The organism is Haloferax prahovense, from assembly GCF_000723845.1.
GTDB classification, from domain to species: domain Archaea; phylum Halobacteriota; class Halobacteria; order Halobacteriales; family Haloferacaceae; genus Haloferax; species Haloferax prahovense.
On record NZ_LK053001.1, the window covers coordinates 173,763 to 194,010 of the forward strand.

The 20,248-nt window shown below is 64.9% G+C and carries 18 protein-coding genes; 10 read left to right on the forward strand and 8 right to left on the reverse strand.

The window, feature by feature from the left end; translation table 11 throughout:
• Positions 1 to 7 precede the first annotated feature (7 nt).
• Entirely contained in the window at positions 8 to 1,105 is a 1,098-nt protein-coding gene (locus BN984_RS15835; RefSeq protein ID WP_049968698.1) for a Gfo/Idh/MocA family protein, read from the reverse strand.
• 110 nt (positions 1,106 to 1,215) lie between these two features.
• Positions 1,216 to 2,283, reverse strand: a complete 1,068-nt coding sequence (locus BN984_RS15840) for a glycoside hydrolase family 88/105 protein (protein WP_049968699.1) — start codon at positions 2,281 to 2,283, stop codon at positions 1,216 to 1,218.
• Between the two features lie 188 nt (positions 2,284 to 2,471).
• Here BN984_RS15840 and BN984_RS15845 point away from each other — a divergent pair, with 188 nt between their 5' ends.
• Positions 2,472 to 3,245, forward strand: coding sequence for an IclR family transcriptional regulator (locus BN984_RS15845; RefSeq protein ID WP_008096945.1), 774 nt, complete (start codon positions 2,472 to 2,474; stop codon positions 3,243 to 3,245).
• Positions 3,246 to 3,264: 19 nt separating this feature from the next.
• Here the strand turns inward: BN984_RS15845 and xacF are convergent, their stop codons facing one another.
• The 4 genes from xacF to BN984_RS15865 form a co-directional block, all read right to left on the reverse strand.
• Positions 3,265 to 4,716: a 2,5-dioxovalerate dehydrogenase gene (xacF, locus tag BN984_RS15850; protein WP_008096947.1), complete on the reverse strand. Its 1,452-nt coding sequence runs from the start codon at positions 4,714 to 4,716 to the stop codon at positions 3,265 to 3,267.
• A gap of 136 nt (positions 4,717 to 4,852) precedes the next feature.
• Positions 4,853 to 5,761 carry an AEC family transporter gene (locus BN984_RS15855; protein ID WP_004972049.1) on the reverse strand — a complete coding sequence of 303 codons (909 nt, stop codon included), beginning with the start codon at positions 5,759 to 5,761 and terminating at the stop codon, positions 4,853 to 4,855.
• 98 nt (positions 5,762 to 5,859) lie between these two features.
• A complete protein-coding gene (locus tag BN984_RS15860; RefSeq protein ID WP_008096949.1) occupies positions 5,860 to 6,894 on the reverse strand; it encodes an SGNH/GDSL hydrolase family protein in 1,035 nt (344 codons plus the stop codon).
• Positions 6,895 to 7,536: 642 nt separating this feature from the next.
• Entirely contained in the window at positions 7,537 to 8,475 is a 939-nt protein-coding gene (locus BN984_RS15865; protein ID WP_081909243.1) for a dihydrodipicolinate synthase family protein, read from the reverse strand.
• 225 nt (positions 8,476 to 8,700) lie between these two features.
• On the opposite strand from BN984_RS15865, the gene BN984_RS15870 reads away from it, so the two are divergent.
• Positions 8,701 to 9,540, forward strand: coding sequence for an NAD-dependent epimerase/dehydratase family protein (locus tag BN984_RS15870; protein ID WP_004972056.1), 840 nt, complete (start codon positions 8,701 to 8,703; stop codon positions 9,538 to 9,540).
• A gap of 141 nt (positions 9,541 to 9,681) precedes the next feature.
• Entirely contained in the window at positions 9,682 to 11,334 is a 1,653-nt protein-coding gene (locus tag BN984_RS15875) for a right-handed parallel beta-helix repeat-containing protein (RefSeq protein ID WP_049968829.1), read from the forward strand.
• A 93-nt stretch (positions 11,335 to 11,427) separates the two neighbouring features.
• On the opposite strand, the gene BN984_RS15880 is transcribed toward BN984_RS15875, so the two are convergent.
• On the reverse strand, positions 11,428 to 11,889 hold the full coding sequence (locus BN984_RS15880) for a universal stress protein (protein WP_008096952.1): 462 nt from the start codon (positions 11,887 to 11,889) through the stop codon (positions 11,428 to 11,430).
• Positions 11,890 to 12,060: 171 nt separating this feature from the next.
• Between BN984_RS15880 and BN984_RS15885 the strand changes: the two genes are divergently transcribed.
• From BN984_RS15885 to BN984_RS15915, 7 genes are all read left to right on the forward strand, one after another.
• A complete protein-coding gene (locus BN984_RS15885) occupies positions 12,061 to 12,282 on the forward strand; it encodes a hypothetical protein (protein ID WP_004041061.1) in 222 nt (73 codons plus the stop codon).
• Positions 12,283 to 12,405: 123 nt separating this feature from the next.
• Positions 12,406 to 14,262, forward strand: coding sequence for an ABC transporter substrate-binding protein (locus tag BN984_RS15890; RefSeq protein WP_049968700.1), 1,857 nt, complete (start codon positions 12,406 to 12,408; stop codon positions 14,260 to 14,262).
• A 68-nt stretch (positions 14,263 to 14,330) separates the two neighbouring features.
• The gene (locus tag BN984_RS15895; protein ID WP_222114939.1) at positions 14,331 to 15,335 is read left to right on the forward strand and encodes an ABC transporter permease; all 1,005 of its coding nucleotides are present in this window, start codon (positions 14,331 to 14,333) and stop codon (positions 15,333 to 15,335) included.
• Between the two features lie 2 nt (positions 15,336 to 15,337).
• The gene (locus BN984_RS15900; protein WP_008096955.1) at positions 15,338 to 16,363 is read left to right on the forward strand and encodes an ABC transporter permease; all 1,026 of its coding nucleotides are present in this window, start codon (positions 15,338 to 15,340) and stop codon (positions 16,361 to 16,363) included.
• A 45-nt stretch (positions 16,364 to 16,408) separates the two neighbouring features.
• The gene (locus BN984_RS15905; protein WP_008096956.1) at positions 16,409 to 17,479 is read left to right on the forward strand and encodes an ABC transporter ATP-binding protein; all 1,071 of its coding nucleotides are present in this window, start codon (positions 16,409 to 16,411) and stop codon (positions 17,477 to 17,479) included.
• Positions 17,476 to 18,537, forward strand: coding sequence for an ABC transporter ATP-binding protein (locus tag BN984_RS15910; protein ID WP_008096957.1), 1,062 nt, complete (start codon positions 17,476 to 17,478; stop codon positions 18,535 to 18,537). Before BN984_RS15905 ends, BN984_RS15910 begins: the two co-directional genes overlap by 4 nt.
• 132 nt (positions 18,538 to 18,669) lie before the next feature.
• Positions 18,670 to 18,888: a hypothetical protein gene (locus BN984_RS15915; protein WP_008096958.1), complete on the forward strand. Its 219-nt coding sequence runs from the start codon at positions 18,670 to 18,672 to the stop codon at positions 18,886 to 18,888.
• A gap of 148 nt (positions 18,889 to 19,036) precedes the next feature.
• Here BN984_RS15915 and BN984_RS15920 read toward each other — a convergent pair whose 3' ends face one another.
• On the reverse strand, positions 19,037 to 20,167 hold the full coding sequence (locus tag BN984_RS15920) for an enolase C-terminal domain-like protein (protein ID WP_049968701.1): 1,131 nt from the start codon (positions 20,165 to 20,167) through the stop codon (positions 19,037 to 19,039).
• Positions 20,168 to 20,248 lie beyond the last annotated feature (81 nt).

A 20,248-nucleotide genomic window follows, 5' to 3' on the forward strand; every position in this document is an offset into this window, starting at 1 on the left:
CCGCGGCTCACCACGACGTGATAGGGACCTCCCGGAGCGGCCCCGGAAGCGGGATATCGACCGTCGAATCGGTGTAGTGCGAGAGGTAGAACCCGACGATGATTTCGAGCGAGCGGGTCGCCGCGACGCCGGGCGAGTAGTTCTCCGCCGTCCCGTCGAGGAGGTCCTGCACGTGGGCCGCCGCGTTGGCGAACGACCCCTTGTAGTCCGATTCCCACGTCCACGCGCCCTCGATGCCGGGGAGCGGTCGCTCGACGTGTTCGCCGTCTTCGAGCGACCAGTAGCGCCACTCGCCGTCGTCGTTGTTCATGTAGAGTTTGCCCTCGGTGCCGATGAAACTCAGCGTCATCGAGGAGATGTCCCGCGGAATCGTGCAGTCCACGGTGACGAACGTGCCGTCGTCCATGACGACGTGTCCGCCGCCGCCGGCGTCGACGACCGACTCCGTGGCGTCCAGCGCGTCGAGCGCCTCGTTCTCGCCGGTGATGTGGCCGCTCACCCGCGACGCCCGCGCGTCGAGGAGGTAGACGAGCGTGTCGAGGACGTGCGTGGAGTTCCGCATGAGTTCCATGCGGTACTGCGCGCTCACGGACTTCACGTCGCCGAGGATACCCTCATCGCGGACGAGGTCGCGGAGTCGGCGAAGCTTGTCCGTGAACCGGAAGGAGTGGTTGATGACGAGTTCCGTGTCGGTCCCCTCGCAGACGGCGACCATCTCCTCGGCGTCGCTGACGGACGACGCGATGGGTTTCTCGCACCAGATGACCGAGGGGTCGGCCACGGAGCGCGCGGCGTCGACGACGTGGTCGCGGTGGAGGAACGACGGCGTGCAGACCGACACCGCGTCGAGGTCCTCAGCTTCGAGCATCGCCTCGTGGCCGACGTACCGGCGGTCCGCGGGGATGTCCCACGCCTCGCCGAAGGTGTCCAGCTTCGACTCGTCCACGTCGGCGACGGCGACGAGTTCGATGTCGTCGGTCGCGGCGTACCCGCCCGCGTGGCTCGCGTCGATTTTCTCTCTGCCGATGGCCTCCTCGTCGTGCATGCCGAGGATGCCCATCCCTGCGATGCCGCCCGTGCCGATGATGCCTGCGTGGTAGGTCATGGTGTCTTCTGTCGCTCGCGTTCGTTCGTCAATGTTCGCCGGAGCGCATAACTGTGGTGCCGGCTCCGAAAGCGCCGAGAAGGATACCGGGGGTCGAGGTCAGCCCGAGGTCAGTCGAGCGCGGCCGCGGCCATCAGGAACCAGCCCTGCCCGTAAGGCGTGTCCGTCAGGGGTGCTTCGGGACCGCCCGGCGGCCCTGCGACGCGGTTGACCGCGCCCGCTTCGCCGACGACGCGGGAGACGGCCGCGAGCCCGTCTTCGGCGGATTGGCGGTAGGTCTCCTCGTCGAGGATGCCGAGGTCGATGCCGCGGGCGAAGGCGTAGGCGAACATGAGCGTCCCCGACGACTCCAGCGGCGTGTGGGGGTCGTCGACGAGGTTGTGCCAGAAGCCGCTGCCGTCCTGCAACGGGAGGAGCGCCTCGCAGTGCGACCGGAACAGGTCGAGGAGGTCGTCGCGCTTCGGGTGGTCTTCGGGGAGCCGTTCGAGCACGTCAGCCGACGCGGCGGCGGCCCAGCCGTTGCCGCGGGCCCAGAACGCACCCTGCGGGTAGTGGTTCGGCTGTTCGACCCAGATGTGTCGGAACAGGCCCGTGTGACTGTCGCGGAGGTGCGCCGCGTGAATCAGAATCTGCTCGACCGCCTCGTCGAAGGCGTCGTCGTCGCCCGCGGCCGCGCCGTAGCGCGCGAGGAACGGGCACATCATGTAGACGGAGTCGATCCACAGCGACTTGATGCCCGCGAGTTCGGGGTCGTGGTGGGGGATGCCGCCGTCTTCGGTCCGCTCGAAGGAGAGAAGCGATTCGTAGGCGCGCTCGGCCGCGTCGAGGTAGCGGTCCTCGCCCGTGCGGTCGTAGAAGTCGAGGACGCCGTGACCGATGGCGGTGCTGTTGTTCGTGTTCATGCACTTCTTGACGGTCAGCTCCCAGCTCGCCTCGTACTCGCGGCCGTGGCTGAAAACCTCAATCGGGTAGCTCGGGCCGTAGCTCAACTGCCCGGCGTCGTTCTGGGTCGCCACCGCGGTGTCGACGAAGTGCTTCGCGCGCTCGACCGACTCGTCTCCGCCCTCGGCGAGCAGGCCGTTGATGGCGACGCCGGTAATCCACGATTGACCGTCGATGTCCAACGACCGGAGATACGACGCGGCGCGCTGGACTGGTGTAAGCTCGTCTGCTGGCATGGGTACAGTACCCACACGAATACGTGCGAGGATGAAAAATGTATCCCATGGCATCGCGCCACCACCGGACGGCGGCCGTGCGCGCCAGTCGGTCAGCCGGTCGGAAACCGAGGAGCGCTCGTTCGTCGCAGCAGACTCGTTCCCCAGGCGGGAACAAATATATACGGCTCGGGTTCGACTGTCACACCATGAGCCCCCAACCGAACAAACGCCCCGGCCGAACAATCCGCTCGGTCCAGATAGCGTTCAATATCATCGACCTCCTCCAGGAGGAGGCTGGCATCGGGGTGACGCGAATCGCCGACGAACTCGGCCACTCGAAGAGCACGGTCCACAGCCACCTCCGAACGCTCGAAGAGCGGCGCGTCATCGTCCGAGAGGGCGACGGTTACCGCCTCGGTCTGCGCTTCCTCGACGTCGCCTCGCACGTCCGCGACCAGATAGGCAACTTCGACATCGTCCAAAAGGAGGTCGACTCGCTGGCCGAGGAGACGGGTGAAATCGTCCAGTTCGGCGTCGAGGAGTACGGGATGGTCTCGTACCTCCACAAGGCGCAGGGCGAACACGCCGTCGAGACGCTGTCGCGGGTGGGAACCCAACAGCCGATGTACTCCACGTCGCTCGGCAAGACGATTCTCGCGTACCTCCCACCCGAGCGCATCGAGGAAATCGCGGCGGCGATGGAGTACGAACCCAAGACGGCGAACACCATCACCGGGCCCGAGGAGCTGTTCGAGGAACTCGAAACCATCCGCGAGCAGGGGTACGGTATCGACGACGAGGAGAATATCAACGGCCTGCGCTGCGTCTCCGCGCCGGTCAAGAACGACGAGACAATCCTCGGCGCGATTAGCATCACCGGCCCGTCGAGCCGGTTCACCGAGGACCGCCTGCACGGCGAACTCGCGGACTACGTCCGGAGCGCCGCGAACGTCATCGAACTGAACACGAAGTTCTCCTGAGCGCGCGGGGGCCCGCGGCTCAGTAGTTCTCGTAGATGGTCTTCACCGACGAGAAGAAGTCGAGGCCGGCGTCGCCCTGCTCGCGGTACGTGTTAGTGGACGAGTCCTTGTAGCCGCCGAAGGGGACGTGGAGTTCGAGACCGGTCGTCTTCTCGTTGATTTTCGCGACGCCCGCTTCGACCTCGTTGACGAAGCGCTTGCCCTCGCTGAGGTCCTGCGTGACGATGCTGGCCGACAGCCCGTAGTCAACGTCGTTGGCGAGGTCGAGCGCGTCCTCGAAGGAGTCGGCCTTGACGACCGCGAGGACGGGACCGAAAATCTCCTCTTGAGCGATACGAGCGTCGTTTTCGACGCCGGAGAACACGGTCGGCTCGACGAAGTAGCCGTCGTCGTAGTCGTCGCCGGAGAGTCGGCTGCCACCGGCTTCGAGCGTCGCGCCCTCCGAGGAGCCGATGTCGATGTATTCGAGCGTCGAGGACAGTTCGTTCTCGGAGACGTGCGGGCCCATGTCGGGGTCGTCGAGTCCGTCGCCGACGACGAGCGACTCGGCGTAGTCGGAGACGGCCGCGACGAACTCGTCGTACACGTCCTCGTGGACGATGGCGCGCGAGGTGGCCGTACACGACTGGCCGGTCGTGCCGAACGCGCCGACGCCGACGGTCTCGGCGGCCGCCTCGATGTCCGCGCTGGGCATCACGACGGTCGGGTTCTTGCCGCCCATCTCACACTGGACGCGCTTGAGGTCGACCGCGGCCGTCTCGGCGACCATCGTCCCCACAGCGGTGCTGCCGGTAAACGAGACGCCGTCGATGCGCTCGCTCTCGATGAGCGGACCGCCGACCTCGCTGCCGGAGCCGGTGATGGTGTTCGCCACGCCGGCCGGGAGTCCCGCGTCGTCGAGACATTCGAGGACGATGGAGACGACGCCCGGAGCTTCGGACGCCGGCTTGAGGACGACGGTGTTACCGGCCGCGAGCGCCGGGGCGAGCTTCCAGACCGGGATGGCGATGGGGTAGTTCCACGGCGTGATGAGCGCGACCGTCCCGAGGGGTTCGTGCTTCGTGTAGAGGTCCTTGCCGGGGGCGCTCGCGGACTTGACGGTGCCGCCGAAGTCCCGCGCCTTCGCGCCGTAGTAGTGGAAGATGTCGATGGCGCGCTGTACCTCGCCGCCCGCCTCGGAGCGCGTCTTGCCCTCCTCGCGGACGAGCACCTCGGTCGCCTCTTCCTTGCGCGCTTCGAGGTTGTTGCCGGCCTCGCGGAGAATCGCGCCGCGGGACGGGCCGGGCGTCGACGCCCACTCGTCCTGTGCGGCGACGGCCGCGTCGAGCGCCGCCTCGACGTCCGCTTCGGAGGACGCCGGGTGGACGCTGACGACTTCGCCGGCCGCCGCGGGGTTCGTGACTTCGAACGTCTCTCCCGACTGGGAGTCTGTCCATTCGCCGTCGATGAAGTTACCGTAGGTTCTCGACATTCGACCTAGCCATGCACACCCATCACTAAGTAAGCTTCTCATGCCGGCGGCGGTGGCCGCCACGCGTTCGTGACCGTCACAAGGCGCGAGAGAATCGAATTCGGGCGTTCGGAAGAGCTACCGACGAGCCGCCACCTCAGAGAAGGAACTGGAGGACGACGAAGAGCGTCACGACCGAGACGGCGGTGGTGGCGAACACGTTTATCGACGCGAGGTCGGCGTCGCCGCCGAGTTCGTTCGCGTAGATGAACGACGAGACGGCGGTCGGCGTCGCGAGCATCGTCACGCCGGCTTGGACCGTCGTCCAACTCGACGCGAGCGTCGAGAACACCGCGAAGGCGACGAGCGGCATCAAGATGACCTTGCTACCGACGACGGCCCCGACGGTGCGGAGGTCGAGCGACTCGGCGGAGACGGTGAGCGACGCGCCGATGGAGAGCAGCGCCACGGGGAGCGCGAGCGAGGCGAGCGCGTCGAGGCCCGTCACGAGAACCCCGGGGACGCCGAGACCGAGCCCGGAAAAGGAGAGCCCCAACACGAGCGCCGGGATGACCGGCGTCTTGAGCACGCCGATAAACTCCTCTTTGAACGACACGTCAGCGCCGTTGACGAGGACGAGAACGGTGATGGTGAGCGGGACGTGGGTGAGCGCGCCGACGCCGAGGATGACGCTCGCCTTCGCCGTCGTCAGCGAGCCGAACGTCGAAGCGACGAGCGGGAGGCCGAGGAAGCCGAGGTTAGAGTAGTACGACTGGACGATGGCGACGCTCCGAACCGAGTCCGGCGACACCCGGCGGTGGACGACCCAGCCGACGGCGAGCATGGTGAAGAGGACGAGCCAGAAGCCCAGAAGGAGCGTCGGCTCGATGACCTCGCGAATCGGCTGGTCGTACGTCGAGGTGAACACGAGCGCGGGGAGCGCGAAGGCGAACGCGAAGAACGTGAGCTTGTCGCGGCGGCTACTGTCGAGGAGGCCGAGACGCTTCGCTAGCGCCCCGAGGCAGAGCACCCCGAGCATGTAGCCCAGATTTGCGGCGACGGTCATACCCTCCCATCGAACAGGGGGGTCCTTCCGTGTTACGCTCGCGGAGATTTCGTTCGGAAAATTCGACTACGAGAGCGTCTGAGTCGCGCATATCCCGGTCAATCGTCCATGAGAGATTCGAGCTCGCGCGCGAGGCGCTCACCGATGCGAACCATCGCGTCGTCGCCGGGGTGAACGAGGTCGGTCGTCATCCCGCTGGCGGTCGGCAGGAGGTCGGGACCCTCCACGAGGTGGACGTTGTCGTAGCCGCACTCGGCGACCACGTCGCGAAGGTGCTGGCGAAACGTCTCGGAGAGCGTCGCTTCCTCGTGGTTCCGTTTGTATTCGCGCACGTGCGGGAACAGCGTGATGCAGGCGACGGGTTTCGTCGGGTTCGCCGCGGCGACGGTCTCGACCATATCCGCGGCCCGGTCGCGGAACTCGTCGGGCGAGAACCGACCGACCATGTTCACCGAAAGCGAGAGCGTCGCCACGTCCCAGTCGTCGCGGGCGGCGATGTGCTCGGCCATCGCGGGGTCGCAGTAGGCGGTCCCGCAGGAGCCGAGGTTTATCGGGTCCGCGCCGAGTCGCCGCGCCGTCTGATTGACGTACGTGAGCATCTCCGCAGAGGGGGCTTCGCCCTCGGTAATCGACGTGCCGTACGCGAGGTATCGGAGGCTCGGCACCTCGTCGGCGGTCGGCGGCCGCCGCGTGCCCTCGACGTCGTGGTAGTAGATGTGGCCGCCGCGGTGGTCGCCGGGGAAGACGAGTCGACACACGTCGGGCGCGTAGCGCATCTCGCCGGTCGCTTCGGGGTCGAGGTCGGAAAGCGACTCCGGGGGAGACAGTTCGACCGTCTTCGGTTCCGGCCCGAGCGTGAACTCCTCGCCTGTCGCCTGAAAATCCCCCCAGAACGGACGAACGAGGCTGTTTCGCTCCTCGGAGGAGAGCGTGATACGGACCGTCTCCTCCGGGACGAACCGAATCTCGGTCCCCGCCGGATGAGACATCCGCGTCTGCGCGCCGGTGTTCAGGCCGCTCCTGACCGCCTCCGGAACGCGGAGCAATCGAAGTCCCTCGCGGGGCCGAACCCGTTGGAGCGCCCTGACGTTGTGGAACTGAATGTCGTCGTGCTGGATATCGTCGTGCTGCATACCGTGTGAGTCTCGCACACGCCGCACCTACTTATCGCTACCTCCAGCGACCGACACGCGGCGGCGATCGCGGCGAGATTCGGCGCGAGACGAGCCCTCGTCCGGCAGTCGGGTTCCCGAGGCGGGAAAATTACAGACATATATTTGTAATTTATCAGTGGCTATAGCGCCGAATTCGCGCGTTCGCCGTCCGGAGCGGCGAGCCAAAAAGAACCGCAAACCAGCTAAACCCCCGATTCAACGCAGTTAGAGGCTCGAAACGACCCGTTCGCAAGCAGGGAACGGAGAACCCATCGAGAGTGAACAATGAGGCACAATTCGGCGATTGTTCGTTCGCTAGTGGCGAACAAAATCGGGCGGGACGCGGACCGCGCGGCGCTCAGTCTCCGGAGGACTGTCCGCTCGGCTGCCCGAAGTGAGGAGTAACGCAGTTGTCACGGGTCGAGAGCCGGTGGTTACAAACGGACCGGTGAGCCGTGAAAACGGCTCGGCAGCGGAGTGATGACGGCGAGACGACGAAAAGTGGTGGTGGGGTGCGTCCGACCGATGCGGCCGGGTGCGTCAGACAGGTGTGGTGAGCGTGGTCAGTCGGTGTCGGTGCGGTCGGAGCCGTCGGTTCGCGCTCCGGTCGCAGTCGTCGGTTCAGTCGATGACGCGGGCGATACCGTCGTCGAGTTCCTCGTACAGTTCCTCGGCGCGGCGCTCGTCGGCGGCCGACAGCGACCGAATCGGCTCGCGGACGTTCCCGCCGTGCAGGCCGGCCAGTTCGAGGCCTTTCTTCACCGCGGAGACGCTGATCGCGCCGGGGAGGTCGTTGTCCTCGCCCGTCTCGCCGCGGAAGTCCTGGAACGGAAGCGTCAGGTCGCGAATCTCGCGGGCGTGCTCCCAGTTCTCCTCGGTGAGTGCCTCGAACAGCGCGAGGCCGATTTCCGGCCGGAAGTTACTGACGCCCGCGGAGAATCCCTCGATACCCTCGTTCCAGAACGAGACGGCGTACGGTTCCGCGAGGCCGTCCACCCAGACCACGTCGTCGTCCGCGGCGGCGACGGCGGAGCCGAGTTTGACCGGGTCCTCGATGGCGTACTTGACGCCGACGACGCCCTCGATGCGCGAGAGGTCGCGGAGGAAGGAGACCGAGGGGTCGAAGCCGCGGACGTAGGGAACGAGCGGCGTGTCGGTCGCGGCATCGAGCTTCTCGTAGTAGCGGAGCAGTCCGCGCTCGTGGACGTAGGTGTGGTCCGGCGGCATGACCATCATCGCGTCCACGCCGATGCGGTCGTAGGCTTCCATCAGGTCGGTCGCGGCCTTCGTCGACCCGCCGACGCCGGCGAGGACGCAGGCGCTGTCGGGGAGCGCTTCGACGCTCGTCTCCGTCACGTCGACGCGCTCCTGTTGGGACAGCGAGTGGTATTCGCTGATGTTCGCGGCCGCGAGGAACGACGAGATACCGTCGCCGGAAAGCGACTTCGCGTTAGCTTCGAGTTTGTCGTGTTCGATCTCCAGGTCGTCGTCGAACGGCGTGAGCAAGCCGACGGCGACGCCACGGAGACGACTACGTACACGGTCGTCTGCGAGTGGCATGGTACAGTCAATCTGAGTCAACCGTGATAAAGGCATCGTCAACCCCTGAATCCGATGTTCGCGCGCGAGAGCGCCCGCGAGTGGTCCATCCGCGAGTCAACAGTCAGGCGTTGTGAACTATCGAAACGGTCGGGGGTCGATTCCCGGTGGGCGAGAGACGCCGGCTCGAAGTCGGATTTCGCGGTCACCCATCAATTTATTACGATTTGGTCAGAGTAGATTCGTATGGACGTCTTGATGACCGGCGTCTATGGCCGGTGCGGCACCGCAGTCATAGACCACCTGCACGACGACGACGACTACGACTTCACGTACTTCAACCGCTCCGACCGTCCCGACGACCACCCCTACGGTGGCTACGACACCGTCGTCGGCGACGTGTCCGACTACGACGCCCTCAACGACGCCGCGGAGGGACAGGACGCCATGATCCACATGGCGGCGTACCCCTACACCGACGGCACGTGGGAAGACATCTTCGAGCCCAACATCATCGGGATGTACAACGCGCTCGAAGTCGCCCGCGAGAACGAAATCGAGTCGTTCGTCTTCCTCTCGACCAACCACGTCATGGGCGGCTACGAGGACGAGTTCTCCCCCGAGATTTACGAGCCGGGTCACGGCCTCGTCGTCGGCCACGACGACCCCGTCCGCCCCGACTCGTTCTACGGCGCGTCGAAGGCCTACGGCGAGGACATGGGCCGATACTACGTCGAGAACTACGAATACCCCAAGCAGTTCTACGCCCTCCGGGTGTGCAGCGTCCGGATGCCGGAGTACGACCACCCCTACGGCGACGCCGAGCAGGCCGTCGAGAACGGCGAGTTCGAGCGCGGGAGCGCCGAGTACGAAGAGACCGTCGGGCGCATGAAGGCGATGTGGCAATCCCGCCGCGACTTCGCCCACGAAATCGACTGCTGTCTGCAGGACGACAACGTCGAGTTCGGCATCTTCAGCGGCGTGAGCGACAACCAGCGCCGGTGGTACGACCTCGAACACGCCCGCTCGCAGATCGGGTACCACCCGCAGGACGACGGCGAGGAGTGGGATAGCCCGCCAGAGTAGTCCCGAACGTCCGAGCCACGCCCCGCTGTCTGTCCCGTCTGTCCCATTTTCGATTCTTCTTCCGACGCGTCGACGCTGACGCAAGCGAACCTGATTCTGCAATTAACTTTATGTGTATTTGTTAAAAACAGAGTCATGGGTATGAAAGACACACCCACACCCAGCGATTCGAACCGAGCCTCGCTCACCAGACGAACCGCACTCGCGCTCCTCGGGGGCACGGGTGTCGCGGCGCTGTCCGGCACCGCGGCCGCCCAGTCCGACGACGAACGCGAGGGCGACGAGAGTCACGGGAACGGTCGCGGAAACGACGGAAAGCCGTGGAATCGAGACGTCGACGCGAACGGGAACGGCCTGTATAACCTCGCGTCGCTCGACGTGGACCACCTCTACACCTCGGCGCGCGACGCCGACGTCATCGTCTGGAAGGACGACGACGGGACGTTCCACGCGGACGGCGCGGACGGCGAAGTCGCGTCGGGAGACGGCGTCGTACCGGTCGCGCAGGCGGCCGTTGACAGCCTCACCGAGGGGCGGACGTGGAACGAGAAAGTGCTCATCGCCTCGCCCGGCGAGATTACTGGCGCGGACGGCAACCTCGAACTCCCGAGTTACACGACCCTCGACGCGCCGGCCACGCTCTCGATTCCGGACGGGGAGTCGGTGCCGCCGGTCGTCAGGGCCGTCGGCGCGGAACACGTCGAGGTAGAATCCCTCGTCGTCGACGGGCCCGCGGCGATGGGTATCCGACTCACCAGTTGTTCGAACGTCCGACTCGGCGACATCCGCATCACGGGCGTGACGAGCGACGGCATCCGTATCGACGGGCGGGGCGACGCGCCCCGGTCGACCGACATCCAGATGGGACAGATATACATCGAAGGGAACGGCCACCACGGCGTCGAGACCTACGGCGTCGACCGCATCCAAATCGAGCAGGTCGTCGGCAACGACCCCGCGAGCTGCGTCGTCCTCCTCAATGACACCGTCGACGCGACGGTGAACAGCGTCGTCGGCCTCGAACCCGGCGGGCCCGCGGGCTACGCGACGTTCCGCGTCGCCAACGGCGCGCACGACGTGACGGTCGGCGAGGTCGTCAGCCGCGGCGGAAATCGGGGCGTCTTCGGCGTCTCCGAGTGTTACGACATCACCATCGGCCACGTCAACATCGAGGGCGCGGAGGACCAGGGTATTCTCATCCAGAACTGCCGGGACTTCACCGTGCAGGGCGGCGTCGTCAAGAACACGAACGGCGACGGCGTCCGCATCGACTCGCGGAACGACGGCGAACAGCTTCCCGCGGAGGGTATCTCCATCAGCAATCTCCGGGTCTACGACGACCGCGACGAGCCGAAACAGACGTGGGGCATCCTCGAAACCGGCCCGGCGTGCAACCACAACCGCATCGTCAACAACGACGTTCGGGGCGGCGGGACGACCCGGAACATCGGGATTTTCTCGAACACGACGGTCGTTCGGGACAACGTCGGCGGCGGCTTCACCGACGGCGAGGTGACGCTCTCGGCGGGCGAGTCGCCCGCTGCCCGCGTCGAGGGAATCAGCGAGTTCCCCGACGTGACCATCCCGGGGAGCGTCGACGAACCGGAGGACTTCGAGGCGTCGGCGCTCTCGGTCCGCGCGAAGCCCGCGACGACGGGGTCGTCGGAGACGTACGCGTGGGAGAGCTACGTGGAGTGGAACGGTTCGGCCGGGAGTTGGGACCTCGTCTTCGAGTGGCGCACCGACCCCGGCGTCGACGTGACGCTCGACTACGTCGTGGACAAGACGCGCTGAAGCGGCCGTCGCACTCGGCGGCTGATGACGAACGACTGCGCGGGTCGATAAATCCGAAAAAACAGGTGACGGGTCAGGCCGCCTCGACGACGCTCACTCGGTGTGAAGCGTCACGTAGCCGTCGAAGTTGAGAATCACGAACTGCGCGAGGTCGCCGAACAGCGCCTTCCCGGTCGGCGAGCGGTTCCGACCGAGGATGAACACGTGGTCTGCGCCCTCCTCTTCTGCGACTTCGATGACCGTCTCGGCGCGCTCTTTCTCACTAGCGATTCGCGGGACGATTTCGTAGGACACCTCGTCGTCGGCCCCGAAGACCTCTCGGGCGACTTCCTCGGCGTCGTTCATCGCGCCCTTGAACGCGTCCTGTTCCGTGTACGACGTGTGCTCGACGTCGCCGATGGTGTCGAGGACCTCCTGGGTCTCCTCGAACTCGTCTTCGGTGAGCGTGACGAGGAGGACGAGGTCGGCGTCCGCGCCGAGCGCGTGTTCTCTGGCCTCCCGGAGGAGGTCCGCGTGTAAGTCAGTGTTCTCGATGAGTACTAATCCTCTGTCCATGCACCTGCATTTCGTCTCGTCTTATCTAAGTCTACCGCAGGAACGGACGGCGCGGGCGGGGGTGGCGGGAGTGCGCGCCACCGGACCGCGCTCCTCTCCCCCGCGTGCGACGCGCGACTCGTCACCTGGCGGGGCAGTATACTGAAATACACCGCGGTACTCTACGTAGGCATGCCCGAAACGAGTCTCGCCGACGTGCTCCGCGACTACGAGACCCGGATGAAGTTCGTCCTCGTCATCTCGCTGGCCTCTATCGTCCTGCTACTCATCTCGCTCCCGTCTATCGAACCGGGAACGACGACCCACGCGCTCGTCTACCTCCAGCTGACGACGTTCGGCGGGTTGGCGGTCCTGATGCTCGGACTCCTCCTGTGGACGGCCAGAAGCGCGTGAGGGACGTTCATCGAACCCTGAAAGTCAGGAATCACAACTATGATAGTTATTTTCTCTGGCACGGCCAGTATGGACAAATCCAGTATCTATATTAACCGGGAGTATCATGATAGATGATACCGCATGGCTGGAAAGCGTTCAACCAACTGGAGTAGACGAGACCTTATCAAATACGGGGCAGTCGCTGGCACAGCGGGTCTGGCAGGCTGTTTCGATAGCTCAGGGCAGACGACGACCGAGGAGAGCACCGAAGGCGGCACGGACGGCGGAACGAGCACCGAGGGCGGGGCGACCCTCGCCGACGACACGCTCGACTACCCCGCGGGCCGACCCGCGACGGACGTGCAGTTCAACCGCTACAGCCTCGGCAACTACGCGCACACCCTGCAGGACCAACTGTTCGAGGAAGTCGCGCGCGGCTACGCCGACGGGACGGTCCGACCCGACCTGCTCGAAGACATGACCGTCGACGGGCGGACGCTCACGCTGACGTTCCCCGAGGGGTTCAAGTGGTGGAACGGCGACGACCTGACGGCCGAGGACTACTACATCGGCCTCGAAATCGACCGCCTGCAGTCGCCCGAGCAGTCGCCCATCGAGAGCAACACGCTGGTGGACGACTACACCATCGAGCGGACGTTCAAGACGGCCGTCTCGCCCAACCTCATGAAGGCGAACGTCGCCGAGACGTTCGTCAACACCCCGCGGTCGATCTACCGCGAATACCTCACGCGCTACGAGGAGGCATCGAGTGACAGCGAACGTGAGAGCGTGACGAGCGACCTCCTCGACATGAGCATCACGACCCAACAGCTCATCGACGAGGGACTCGGCAACGCGCTGTACCGCGTCACCGGCTTCAACTCCTCGGAGACCATCCTCGAGAAGTTCGAAGACCACCCGTACGCGAGCCGCACGGACATCCCGAACGTCCGCATCATCCCCGAGACGACCTCCGACGTGGAGTCGCTGTCGGTGAACGACCAACTCGACATGAACCCCGACGTGCTCATGTCGGAGTCCCAGCAGTCCCGGTACCCGGACAACATCGAGAACGTCTACCGGCTCAACTGGTTCCGCACCCAGAAGTTCACGTTCAACTTCAAGAACGAGCACATCGCGAGGCTTCCCGTCCGACGCGCCATCGTCAACGCGGTGGACTTCGAATCGATGGTCGCCGCGATGCGGCAGGCCGGAACCGTCGGCGCGCCCGCCGAGAACCAGACGGCGCTGCGCTCGACGATTCACGAGGAGTACCTCGGCTCGGACTTCGTCGACCAGCTCATCGACTACCCGGTCGGCAAGGACCTCGAAACCGCGACGCAGCTGCTCGAAGACGCCGGCTACACCAAGGAGAACGGGACGTGGGTCGACCCTGACGGCGAGTCCTTCACGTTCACCGTCCTCACGCAGAACAACAACACCCAGGTGCAGGCGACGAAGGTCTTCAACGACCAGCTCAACGCGTTCGGCATCCAGACGAAGATTAGCACGGTCAGCTCGACCGACTACTACCAGCGCCTCCAAACGTACGAGGCGGACATCTTCTGGATATGGCACGTCGCGAAGGCGCTGTGGCACCCGACGGCGTACTTCTCGAACAACTTCTACGGCATCGAGGTCGGCGACCCGTCCAGCGGGAACGAGACCGGCCCGACGGGCAAGCCGTTCACGACGACCATCCCGAGCGAGGTCGGCGCGACCGAGGTTTCGGGCAGCGGCAAGGAGATCCAGCCCGCACAGCTCATGAACGACCTGCCGAACTCCGAGTCGGCAGAACAGGTCAAAGAGCGGACCCGCGACCTCGTCCAGTGGTTCAACTACGCGCTTCCGGACTTCGTCTTCGTCGAGGAAGACTCCGGCTACTGGGGCGACACGCAGGACTTCTCCATGCCGACGGGCGACGACTACGAACTCAACACCAACCGGCCGGGCGAGTTCTCGTTCAAGAACGGATGGATTAGCTCGAACTCGGAGTAAGACGGCACCCCCAACGGGCTTAACCACCACAATTAAGCCCTCTCACGCTAGAAGCCAAACTATTAATAATGACACCAAAGTATTTGTTGAAACGTCTCGGGCAAGCGATACTGACGTTTCTCGTCACGATGACGGTCTCGTTTCTGCTGTACCAAGCCATGCCGGGTGGTCCGACGGAGGCGATGCGGAGCGTGATTCTCTCGCAGAGCGGCGGGAGCGTCGACATCGACCGACTGAACAGGATGATACAGCTCTACACGAACGTGAATCCGGACCAGCCGATGCACGTACAGTACTTCAACTACGCGTCTGACGTGATTCTCCGGCAGGACCTGGGCACTTCGTTCTTCAAGAACGAGAAGGTCACGACGCTCATCATGCAGCGCATCCCGTGGTCGATGTTCATCAGCGTCTACGCGCTCGCACTGGGCTACTCGCTGAGTATCTTCCTCGGCGTGATGACGGCCTACCGAGAGAAGTCGCGGTTCGACTCCACGGTGTCATCTCTCATCATCGGACTCAACTCGATTCCGTACTACATCGTCGGCGTCGTGCTCATCTACTTCCTCGCCATCCAGAACAACTACTTCCCGACGGGCGGCCGAATCGGCTCGGGAATCGCGGCGGGGTACAACCCCGAGTTCATGCTTAGCCTCGTGAAGCACGCGGCGCTCCCGGCGATTTCGATGGGCGCGCTCGCGACCTCCGGGGCGCTCGCCATGCGCGGCAACGCGATTCGCGTCCTCGGCGAGGACTACATCCGCGTGGCGCAGCTCCGCGGGCTCCGCGAGACCCGCATCGCCACGCAGTACCTCGGGCACAACTCCATCCTCCCGATGTACACGCAGTTTATGATCGGCATCGCCGGCGTCTTCAGCAGCGCCGTCATCGTCGAGGAGGTCTTCGCGTACCCGGGCATGGGTCTCCTGATGTTCGAGGCGGTCAAGACGCAAGACTACCCGCTGTTGATGGGCACGCTCCTCGTGTTCACGGCGATTTCGCTGACCGCCATCTTCATCGCCGACCTCACGTACACGCTCATCGACCCGCGCATCTCGGTGGGTGAGGAGTAACTATGAGCGAAACACATTCCGACTCGTTCGACCTGAAGGACCTCTACGACGAGGACATCGACCCGGACCCCGAATCGCGGGCCGACCGCGCAAAGCGGTTCCTCGAGATGAACGTCGTCGCCCCCGCGCGCATCGCAGTCGCCGACTGGCGCGCGCTCGTCGGCGGCGCGATTCTCGCGTTCTTCCTCCTCATGGGAAGCGTCGGCGTCTGGCTCGTCGAGCGGCCGACAAGCGGTGACGCTCCTGTTCTCGCCGCGCCGTTCGAATCGCTCGCGTACCCGCTCGGTACCGACGTGTTCGGCCAGCCGATTCACGCCCAGCTCATCCACGCGACGCCGGGCATGTTCAAGATGATCTTCGCGGGCGCGGTCGTGAGCGTCGGCTTCGCCGCCCTCGTGGGCGTCGTCGCCGGCTTCGAACACGGCACGCGCATCGACTCGTTCCTGATGACCGTCACCGACGTTGTCATCACGATTCCGGGCCTGCCGCTCATCATCGTCATCACGGCCATCTTCCAGCCCGAGAACCCCTACATCGTCGGGGTGTTCCTCGGCATCGACAACTGGCCGGGACTGGCGCGGACCGTCCGCTCGCAGGTGCTGAGCATCCGCGAAGAGTCCTACGTCGAGGCGTCCGAAATCATGGGCATCCCGCTGTCGTCGATTCTCCGGCGGGACATCCTCTCGCAGCTCATGCCGTACGTGATGATTAACGGGGCGCTCACCTCTCGACGCATCATCTTCGAGTCCGTGGGCCTGTACTTCCTCGGCATCCTGCCCTTCACCACGTTCAACTGGGGCGTGATGATGAACCTCGCGTACGAGGGCAACGCGCTCACCCGACCGGATATGCTCCCGTGGATGGTCGCGCCCATGGTCTGTATCTTCCTGCTGTCGTTCGGGCTCGTCCTGCTATCGCAAGGGCTCGACAGCCTGTTCAACGTCCGCCTCCGGGCACGCCACGCGAAAACCTCGAAGAAGAAAGGCACCTCGAAGAACAACCAATCGCAGGCGACCGGCGGGGACTGACCCCGTGCCAACACCTATTACCAGACGATGACTACCAATCAAACAATGCGAACGTCGAATCAGAACGACTCGGACCCGGACCAAGACGTCGTGTTCGAAGTCCGCGACCTGGAGGTCACCTTCGGGACCAACCGAGGCGAATCGAGAGTCGTCCGCAACGTCGACTTCGACATCTACCGCAACGAGACGCTCGGCATGGTCGGCGAAAGCGGCAGCGGGAAGTCGATGACGTCCTCCGCGTTGATGAACGCGGTCGTCAGCCCGGGCGAGACCTCCGGTGAGGTCACCTACTACCCGCCGGACGGCGGCGAGCCGATTTCCGTGCTCGACCTCGACGAAGAGGAGCTTCGGAAGTTCCGCTGGGGCGAAGTCGCCATGGTGTTCCAGGGCGCGATGAGTTCGTTCAACCCCGTCAAGAAGGTCCGCGGCCACTTCAAGGAGACCCTCGAAGACCACAACCGCGACGTTGAGGCTGGGCTCGAACGCGCTCGCCAGATTCTGGGCGACCTCTACTTAGACCCCGACCGCGTCCTCGACTCGTACCCCTACGAGCTGTCCGGCGGGATGAAACAGCGCGCGCTCGTCGCGCTCGCGCTCATCCTCGAACCGGAGGTGCTCGTGATGGACGAGCCGACCGCCGCGCTCGACCTCCTGATGCAGCGCTCTATCGTTTCGCTGCTCAAGGACCTCAAAGAGGAGTACGACCTGACTATCATCTTCATCACGCACGACCTGCCGCTTCTCACTAAGCTCGCGGACCGGCTCGTCGTGATGTACGCGTTCGACATCGTCGAGGTCGGCTCGACCGAAGAGATTCTCTACGACGCGGCGCACCCGTACACCCGGTCGCTCCTCAACGCGACGCCGGACTTGAACGCCCCCATCGAGGAGATGCAGTCGATTTCGGGCTCGAAGCCCGACCCGGTGACTAACATCCCGGGCTGTTCGTACCGGCCGCGGTGCCCGATGGCCGACGAGTCCTGCGCGGAGGCGGAACCGCCGATGGCGGACCGCGGCAACGGCCACCGAACCGCGTGTTTCTACCACGACGACGTGTCCGACGAAATTCCGATTCCCGCGATGGAAGCGGCCGAAGAGGGCGGTGAGGGCGAATGAGCGTCGATAACTCCATCCTCTCGGTGGACGACGTGTCGGTCCACTTCACCGACAGCGGCGGCTTCCTCGGCCTGTTCGGCGAGCGGCAGACGGTCCGCGCCGTCGACGGCATCTCGCTCGACATCGGCGAGAACGACGTGGTCACGCTCATCGGAGAGTCCGGCTGCGGCAAGTCGACGCTCGGAAAGGCCATCATCGGCGCGCAGGAGCCGACCCACGGCTCGATTACCTACCGCGGACAGGACATCTGGGAGGCCAAGAACAGCCGCAACCCGGACATCCCGTTCTCGGAGATTCGGCGGTCCCTCCAGATTATCCACCAGGACCCCGGCAGCGCGCTGAACCCGAACCAGCGCATCCTCACCTCGCTGATGCTCCCGCTGAAGAAGTGGAATCCGAACCTCGGCGAGGAAGAGCGCAGAAAGCGCGTCTACGCGCTCCTCGAACGCGTCGGGCTCACGCCCGCCGAGGACTTCGTCGAGCGGTTCCCCCACCAGCTCTCGGGCGGCGAGAAACAGCGCGTCGTACTCGTTCGGTCGCTGCTCTTGAACCCGGACGTTATCCTCGCCGACGAGGCCATCAGCGCCCTCGACGTGAGCCTCCGGGTGGAGATGATGGACCTGATGCTCGAACTGCAGGACCTGTTCAACACCTCCTACGTCTTCATCAGCCACGACCTCTCGAACGCCCGGTACATCGCCGAGAAGTCCGGCGGCCGCATCGCCGTCATGTACCTCGGCCGCATCGTCGAAGTCGGACCGATAGAGCAGGTCATCGGCAATCCCCAACACCCCTACACGCAGGCGCTGAAGTGGGCGACGCCGAACCTCTACGAGGGAGAAGGCGACGACGACCTCCCGATTCGGAAGATCGACATCCCCGATCCGACGAACCGACCGAGCGGCTGTCACTTCCATCCGCGCTGTCCGAAGGCGCGTGAGGTCTGTGAGACCAACGACCCGGGCGCGTTCGAAGACGAGGACGGCCACGCCGCGCGGTGCTTCCGCGCCGACGACACCCACGAGTACTGGGACAGTCCGAGCATCGTCGACGACTGAGCCATCCGCTCGGGACGCCGCGACCCAGTTTTCAACTATCCGTTTTCGACCCGCAGAGCCGTTCGAACCGGGCGAACGACGCCCGCACGAACAGTATCTATTTGTGTGCGGAGAGCTACCGTGTGAGTACGTATGTCAGTCAACGCATCGCGCGTGCCTTCGCTCCGGAAGGCCGCGTCGTCGAACCGGAGTTTCATCATGACCGTGCTCGCTGGCGTCTTCATGATTGCCCTCGCGCGCTTCGTCCTCGACGGGACGCTCGCGGGGATGTTCGGCGTCTGGGGAATCTCGCTCATCGGCGTCGGTATCGGCGCCTTCCTACTGCTCCGACTCTGGGGTTCGTACAATTGACCGCGGAGGTCCGCCACCCGCACCGAGCGTCGAACTAACACACCGAAAAACAGCGCGCAACGCCGCGCCAGCGACCGCCGTCGATTCTGTTTCGTAGCGGCCCTCGTCAGTTGTTCCGTACTCCGTTTCGCCGCGCGTTCTCGCGCGGTTACTCGACGCGGTTGGCGTCGATGTAGTCCCAGTCGAACGCGTAGCCGAGCCCCGGCGTCTGCGGGAGTTCGACCACGCCGTTCTCGTCGATTTCGTCCGGCGGGTGTTCGAGGCCGGGGAAGTACGTCTCGTAGTCGTGTTTCGGGTGCAGGAGGCCGCGCTCGTAGTACCGACCGGGGAACGCCATCGTCCCGAGCAGTTGGAGATTGGGCGCGTCGCGGCCGTGAATCTCGCACTCGATGTTGAACGACTCGCAGAGGCCGACCGCCTTCAGCGCCGGCGTGATGCCGCCCACGTCGTAGACGCCGACGCGGATGATGTCGGCGATATCCCGCTTTATCCACTCGGCGCGGGTGTGCATCCGACCCTCGGCGGTCTCGGGGCCGACGACGGCGATATCGAGTTCGTTCGAGAGCCACTCGTAGGAGGACATCGAGTGTTCGTCCATCGGCTCCTCGATCCAGCGGAAGTCGAGGTCTTCGAGCGCCTTCCCGATCTTCTTGGCCTCGCTTCGGCTGTAGAAGTGGTGGGCGTCGAGCATGAGGTCGATATCGTCGCCGACGCGCTCGCGGACCGCCCGGCAGGCGGCGATGTCCTGTTCGGGGTCGTCGCCGAACGGCGGCATCCACGTGTGGAGCTTGACGGCCTGATAGCCCTCCTCGACGAGTTCCTCGGCGAAGTCGGCGTACGCCTCGGGCGAGCCGAGTCCGTCGGGGTCGTCGTCACCGACCATCGTACTGCCGTAGGCCGGGACCGAGTCCCGCGCCGCGCCGATGAGTTGATAGACCGGGAGACCGGCGTCCTTGCCGGCGATGTCCCAGAGCGCGCAGTCGATGGGCGCGACGCGCTTGTCGGTGAGCGTTCCCTTGTTCAGTCGCTCGGCCCGGCAGAGCAGTTGCCAGAGCTTCTCGCGGTACAGCGGGTTCTCGCCGACGAGGTGCTTCTTGGCGAACTCGTTGGCCGCCTCGTGGCCGCCGCGGCAGTAGCCGTCGGGGCCGCCGTCGACGACGATGTGCGTGATGGTCCGCGTCGACTCCCTCGGCTCGCCGGGGTGGCCGTGGCCCTTCTCGTCGGGGTCGATGTGGGACTCACAGCTGAACCGGATGGTACGGATGTCGCTGATCTCCATTCGTGATAGTCGGTTACGCGGAACGCTCATAAAAGTACGGCGGGACCGGCGATTTCGGGGACTGGACGGCGCGGAGAGCGA

What these genes read in the sequence shown, in the direction of transcription:
- BN984_RS15840 (WP_049968699.1), bottom strand. Translation starts at nt 2,283, where the DNA reads ATGCCAGCAGACGAGCTTACACCAGTCCAGCGCGCCGCGTCGTATCTC.
- BN984_RS15870 (WP_004972056.1), top strand. Translation starts at nt 8,701, where the DNA reads ATGGACGTCTTGATGACCGGCGTCTATGGCCGGTGCGGCACCGCAGTC.
- BN984_RS15900 (WP_008096955.1), top strand. Translation starts at nt 15,338, where the DNA reads ATGAGCGAAACACATTCCGACTCGTTCGACCTGAAGGACCTCTACGAC.
- BN984_RS15910 (WP_008096957.1), top strand. Translation starts at nt 17,476, where the DNA reads ATGAGCGTCGATAACTCCATCCTCTCGGTGGACGACGTGTCGGTCCAC.
- BN984_RS15905 (WP_008096956.1), top strand. Translation starts at nt 16,409, where the DNA reads ATGCGAACGTCGAATCAGAACGACTCGGACCCGGACCAAGACGTCGTG.
- BN984_RS15835 (WP_049968698.1), bottom strand. Translation starts at nt 1,105, where the DNA reads ATGACCTACCACGCAGGCATCATCGGCACGGGCGGCATCGCAGGGATG.
- BN984_RS15880 (WP_008096952.1), bottom strand. Translation starts at nt 11,889, where the DNA reads ATGGACAGAGGATTAGTACTCATCGAGAACACTGACTTACACGCGGAC.
- BN984_RS15890 (WP_049968700.1), top strand. Translation starts at nt 12,406, where the DNA reads ATGGCTGGAAAGCGTTCAACCAACTGGAGTAGACGAGACCTTATCAAA.
- xacF (WP_008096947.1), bottom strand. Translation starts at nt 4,716, where the DNA reads ATGTCGAGAACCTACGGTAACTTCATCGACGGCGAATGGACAGACTCC.
- BN984_RS15920 (WP_049968701.1), bottom strand. Translation starts at nt 20,167, where the DNA reads ATGGAGATCAGCGACATCCGTACCATCCGGTTCAGCTGTGAGTCCCAC.
- BN984_RS15875 (WP_049968829.1), top strand. Translation starts at nt 9,682, where the DNA reads ATGAAAGACACACCCACACCCAGCGATTCGAACCGAGCCTCGCTCACC.
- BN984_RS15860 (WP_008096949.1), bottom strand. Translation starts at nt 6,894, where the DNA reads ATGCAGCACGACGATATCCAGCACGACGACATTCAGTTCCACAACGTC.
- BN984_RS15915 (WP_008096958.1), top strand. Translation starts at nt 18,670, where the DNA reads ATGTCAGTCAACGCATCGCGCGTGCCTTCGCTCCGGAAGGCCGCGTCG.
- BN984_RS15845 (WP_008096945.1), top strand. Translation starts at nt 2,472, where the DNA reads ATGAGCCCCCAACCGAACAAACGCCCCGGCCGAACAATCCGCTCGGTC.
- BN984_RS15895 (WP_222114939.1), top strand. Translation starts at nt 14,331, where the DNA reads ATGACACCAAAGTATTTGTTGAAACGTCTCGGGCAAGCGATACTGACG.
- BN984_RS15855 (WP_004972049.1), bottom strand. Translation starts at nt 5,761, where the DNA reads ATGACCGTCGCCGCAAATCTGGGCTACATGCTCGGGGTGCTCTGCCTC.
- BN984_RS15865 (WP_081909243.1), bottom strand. Translation starts at nt 8,475, where the DNA reads ATGCCACTCGCAGACGACCGTGTACGTAGTCGTCTCCGTGGCGTCGCC.
- BN984_RS15885 (WP_004041061.1), top strand. Translation starts at nt 12,061, where the DNA reads ATGCCCGAAACGAGTCTCGCCGACGTGCTCCGCGACTACGAGACCCGG.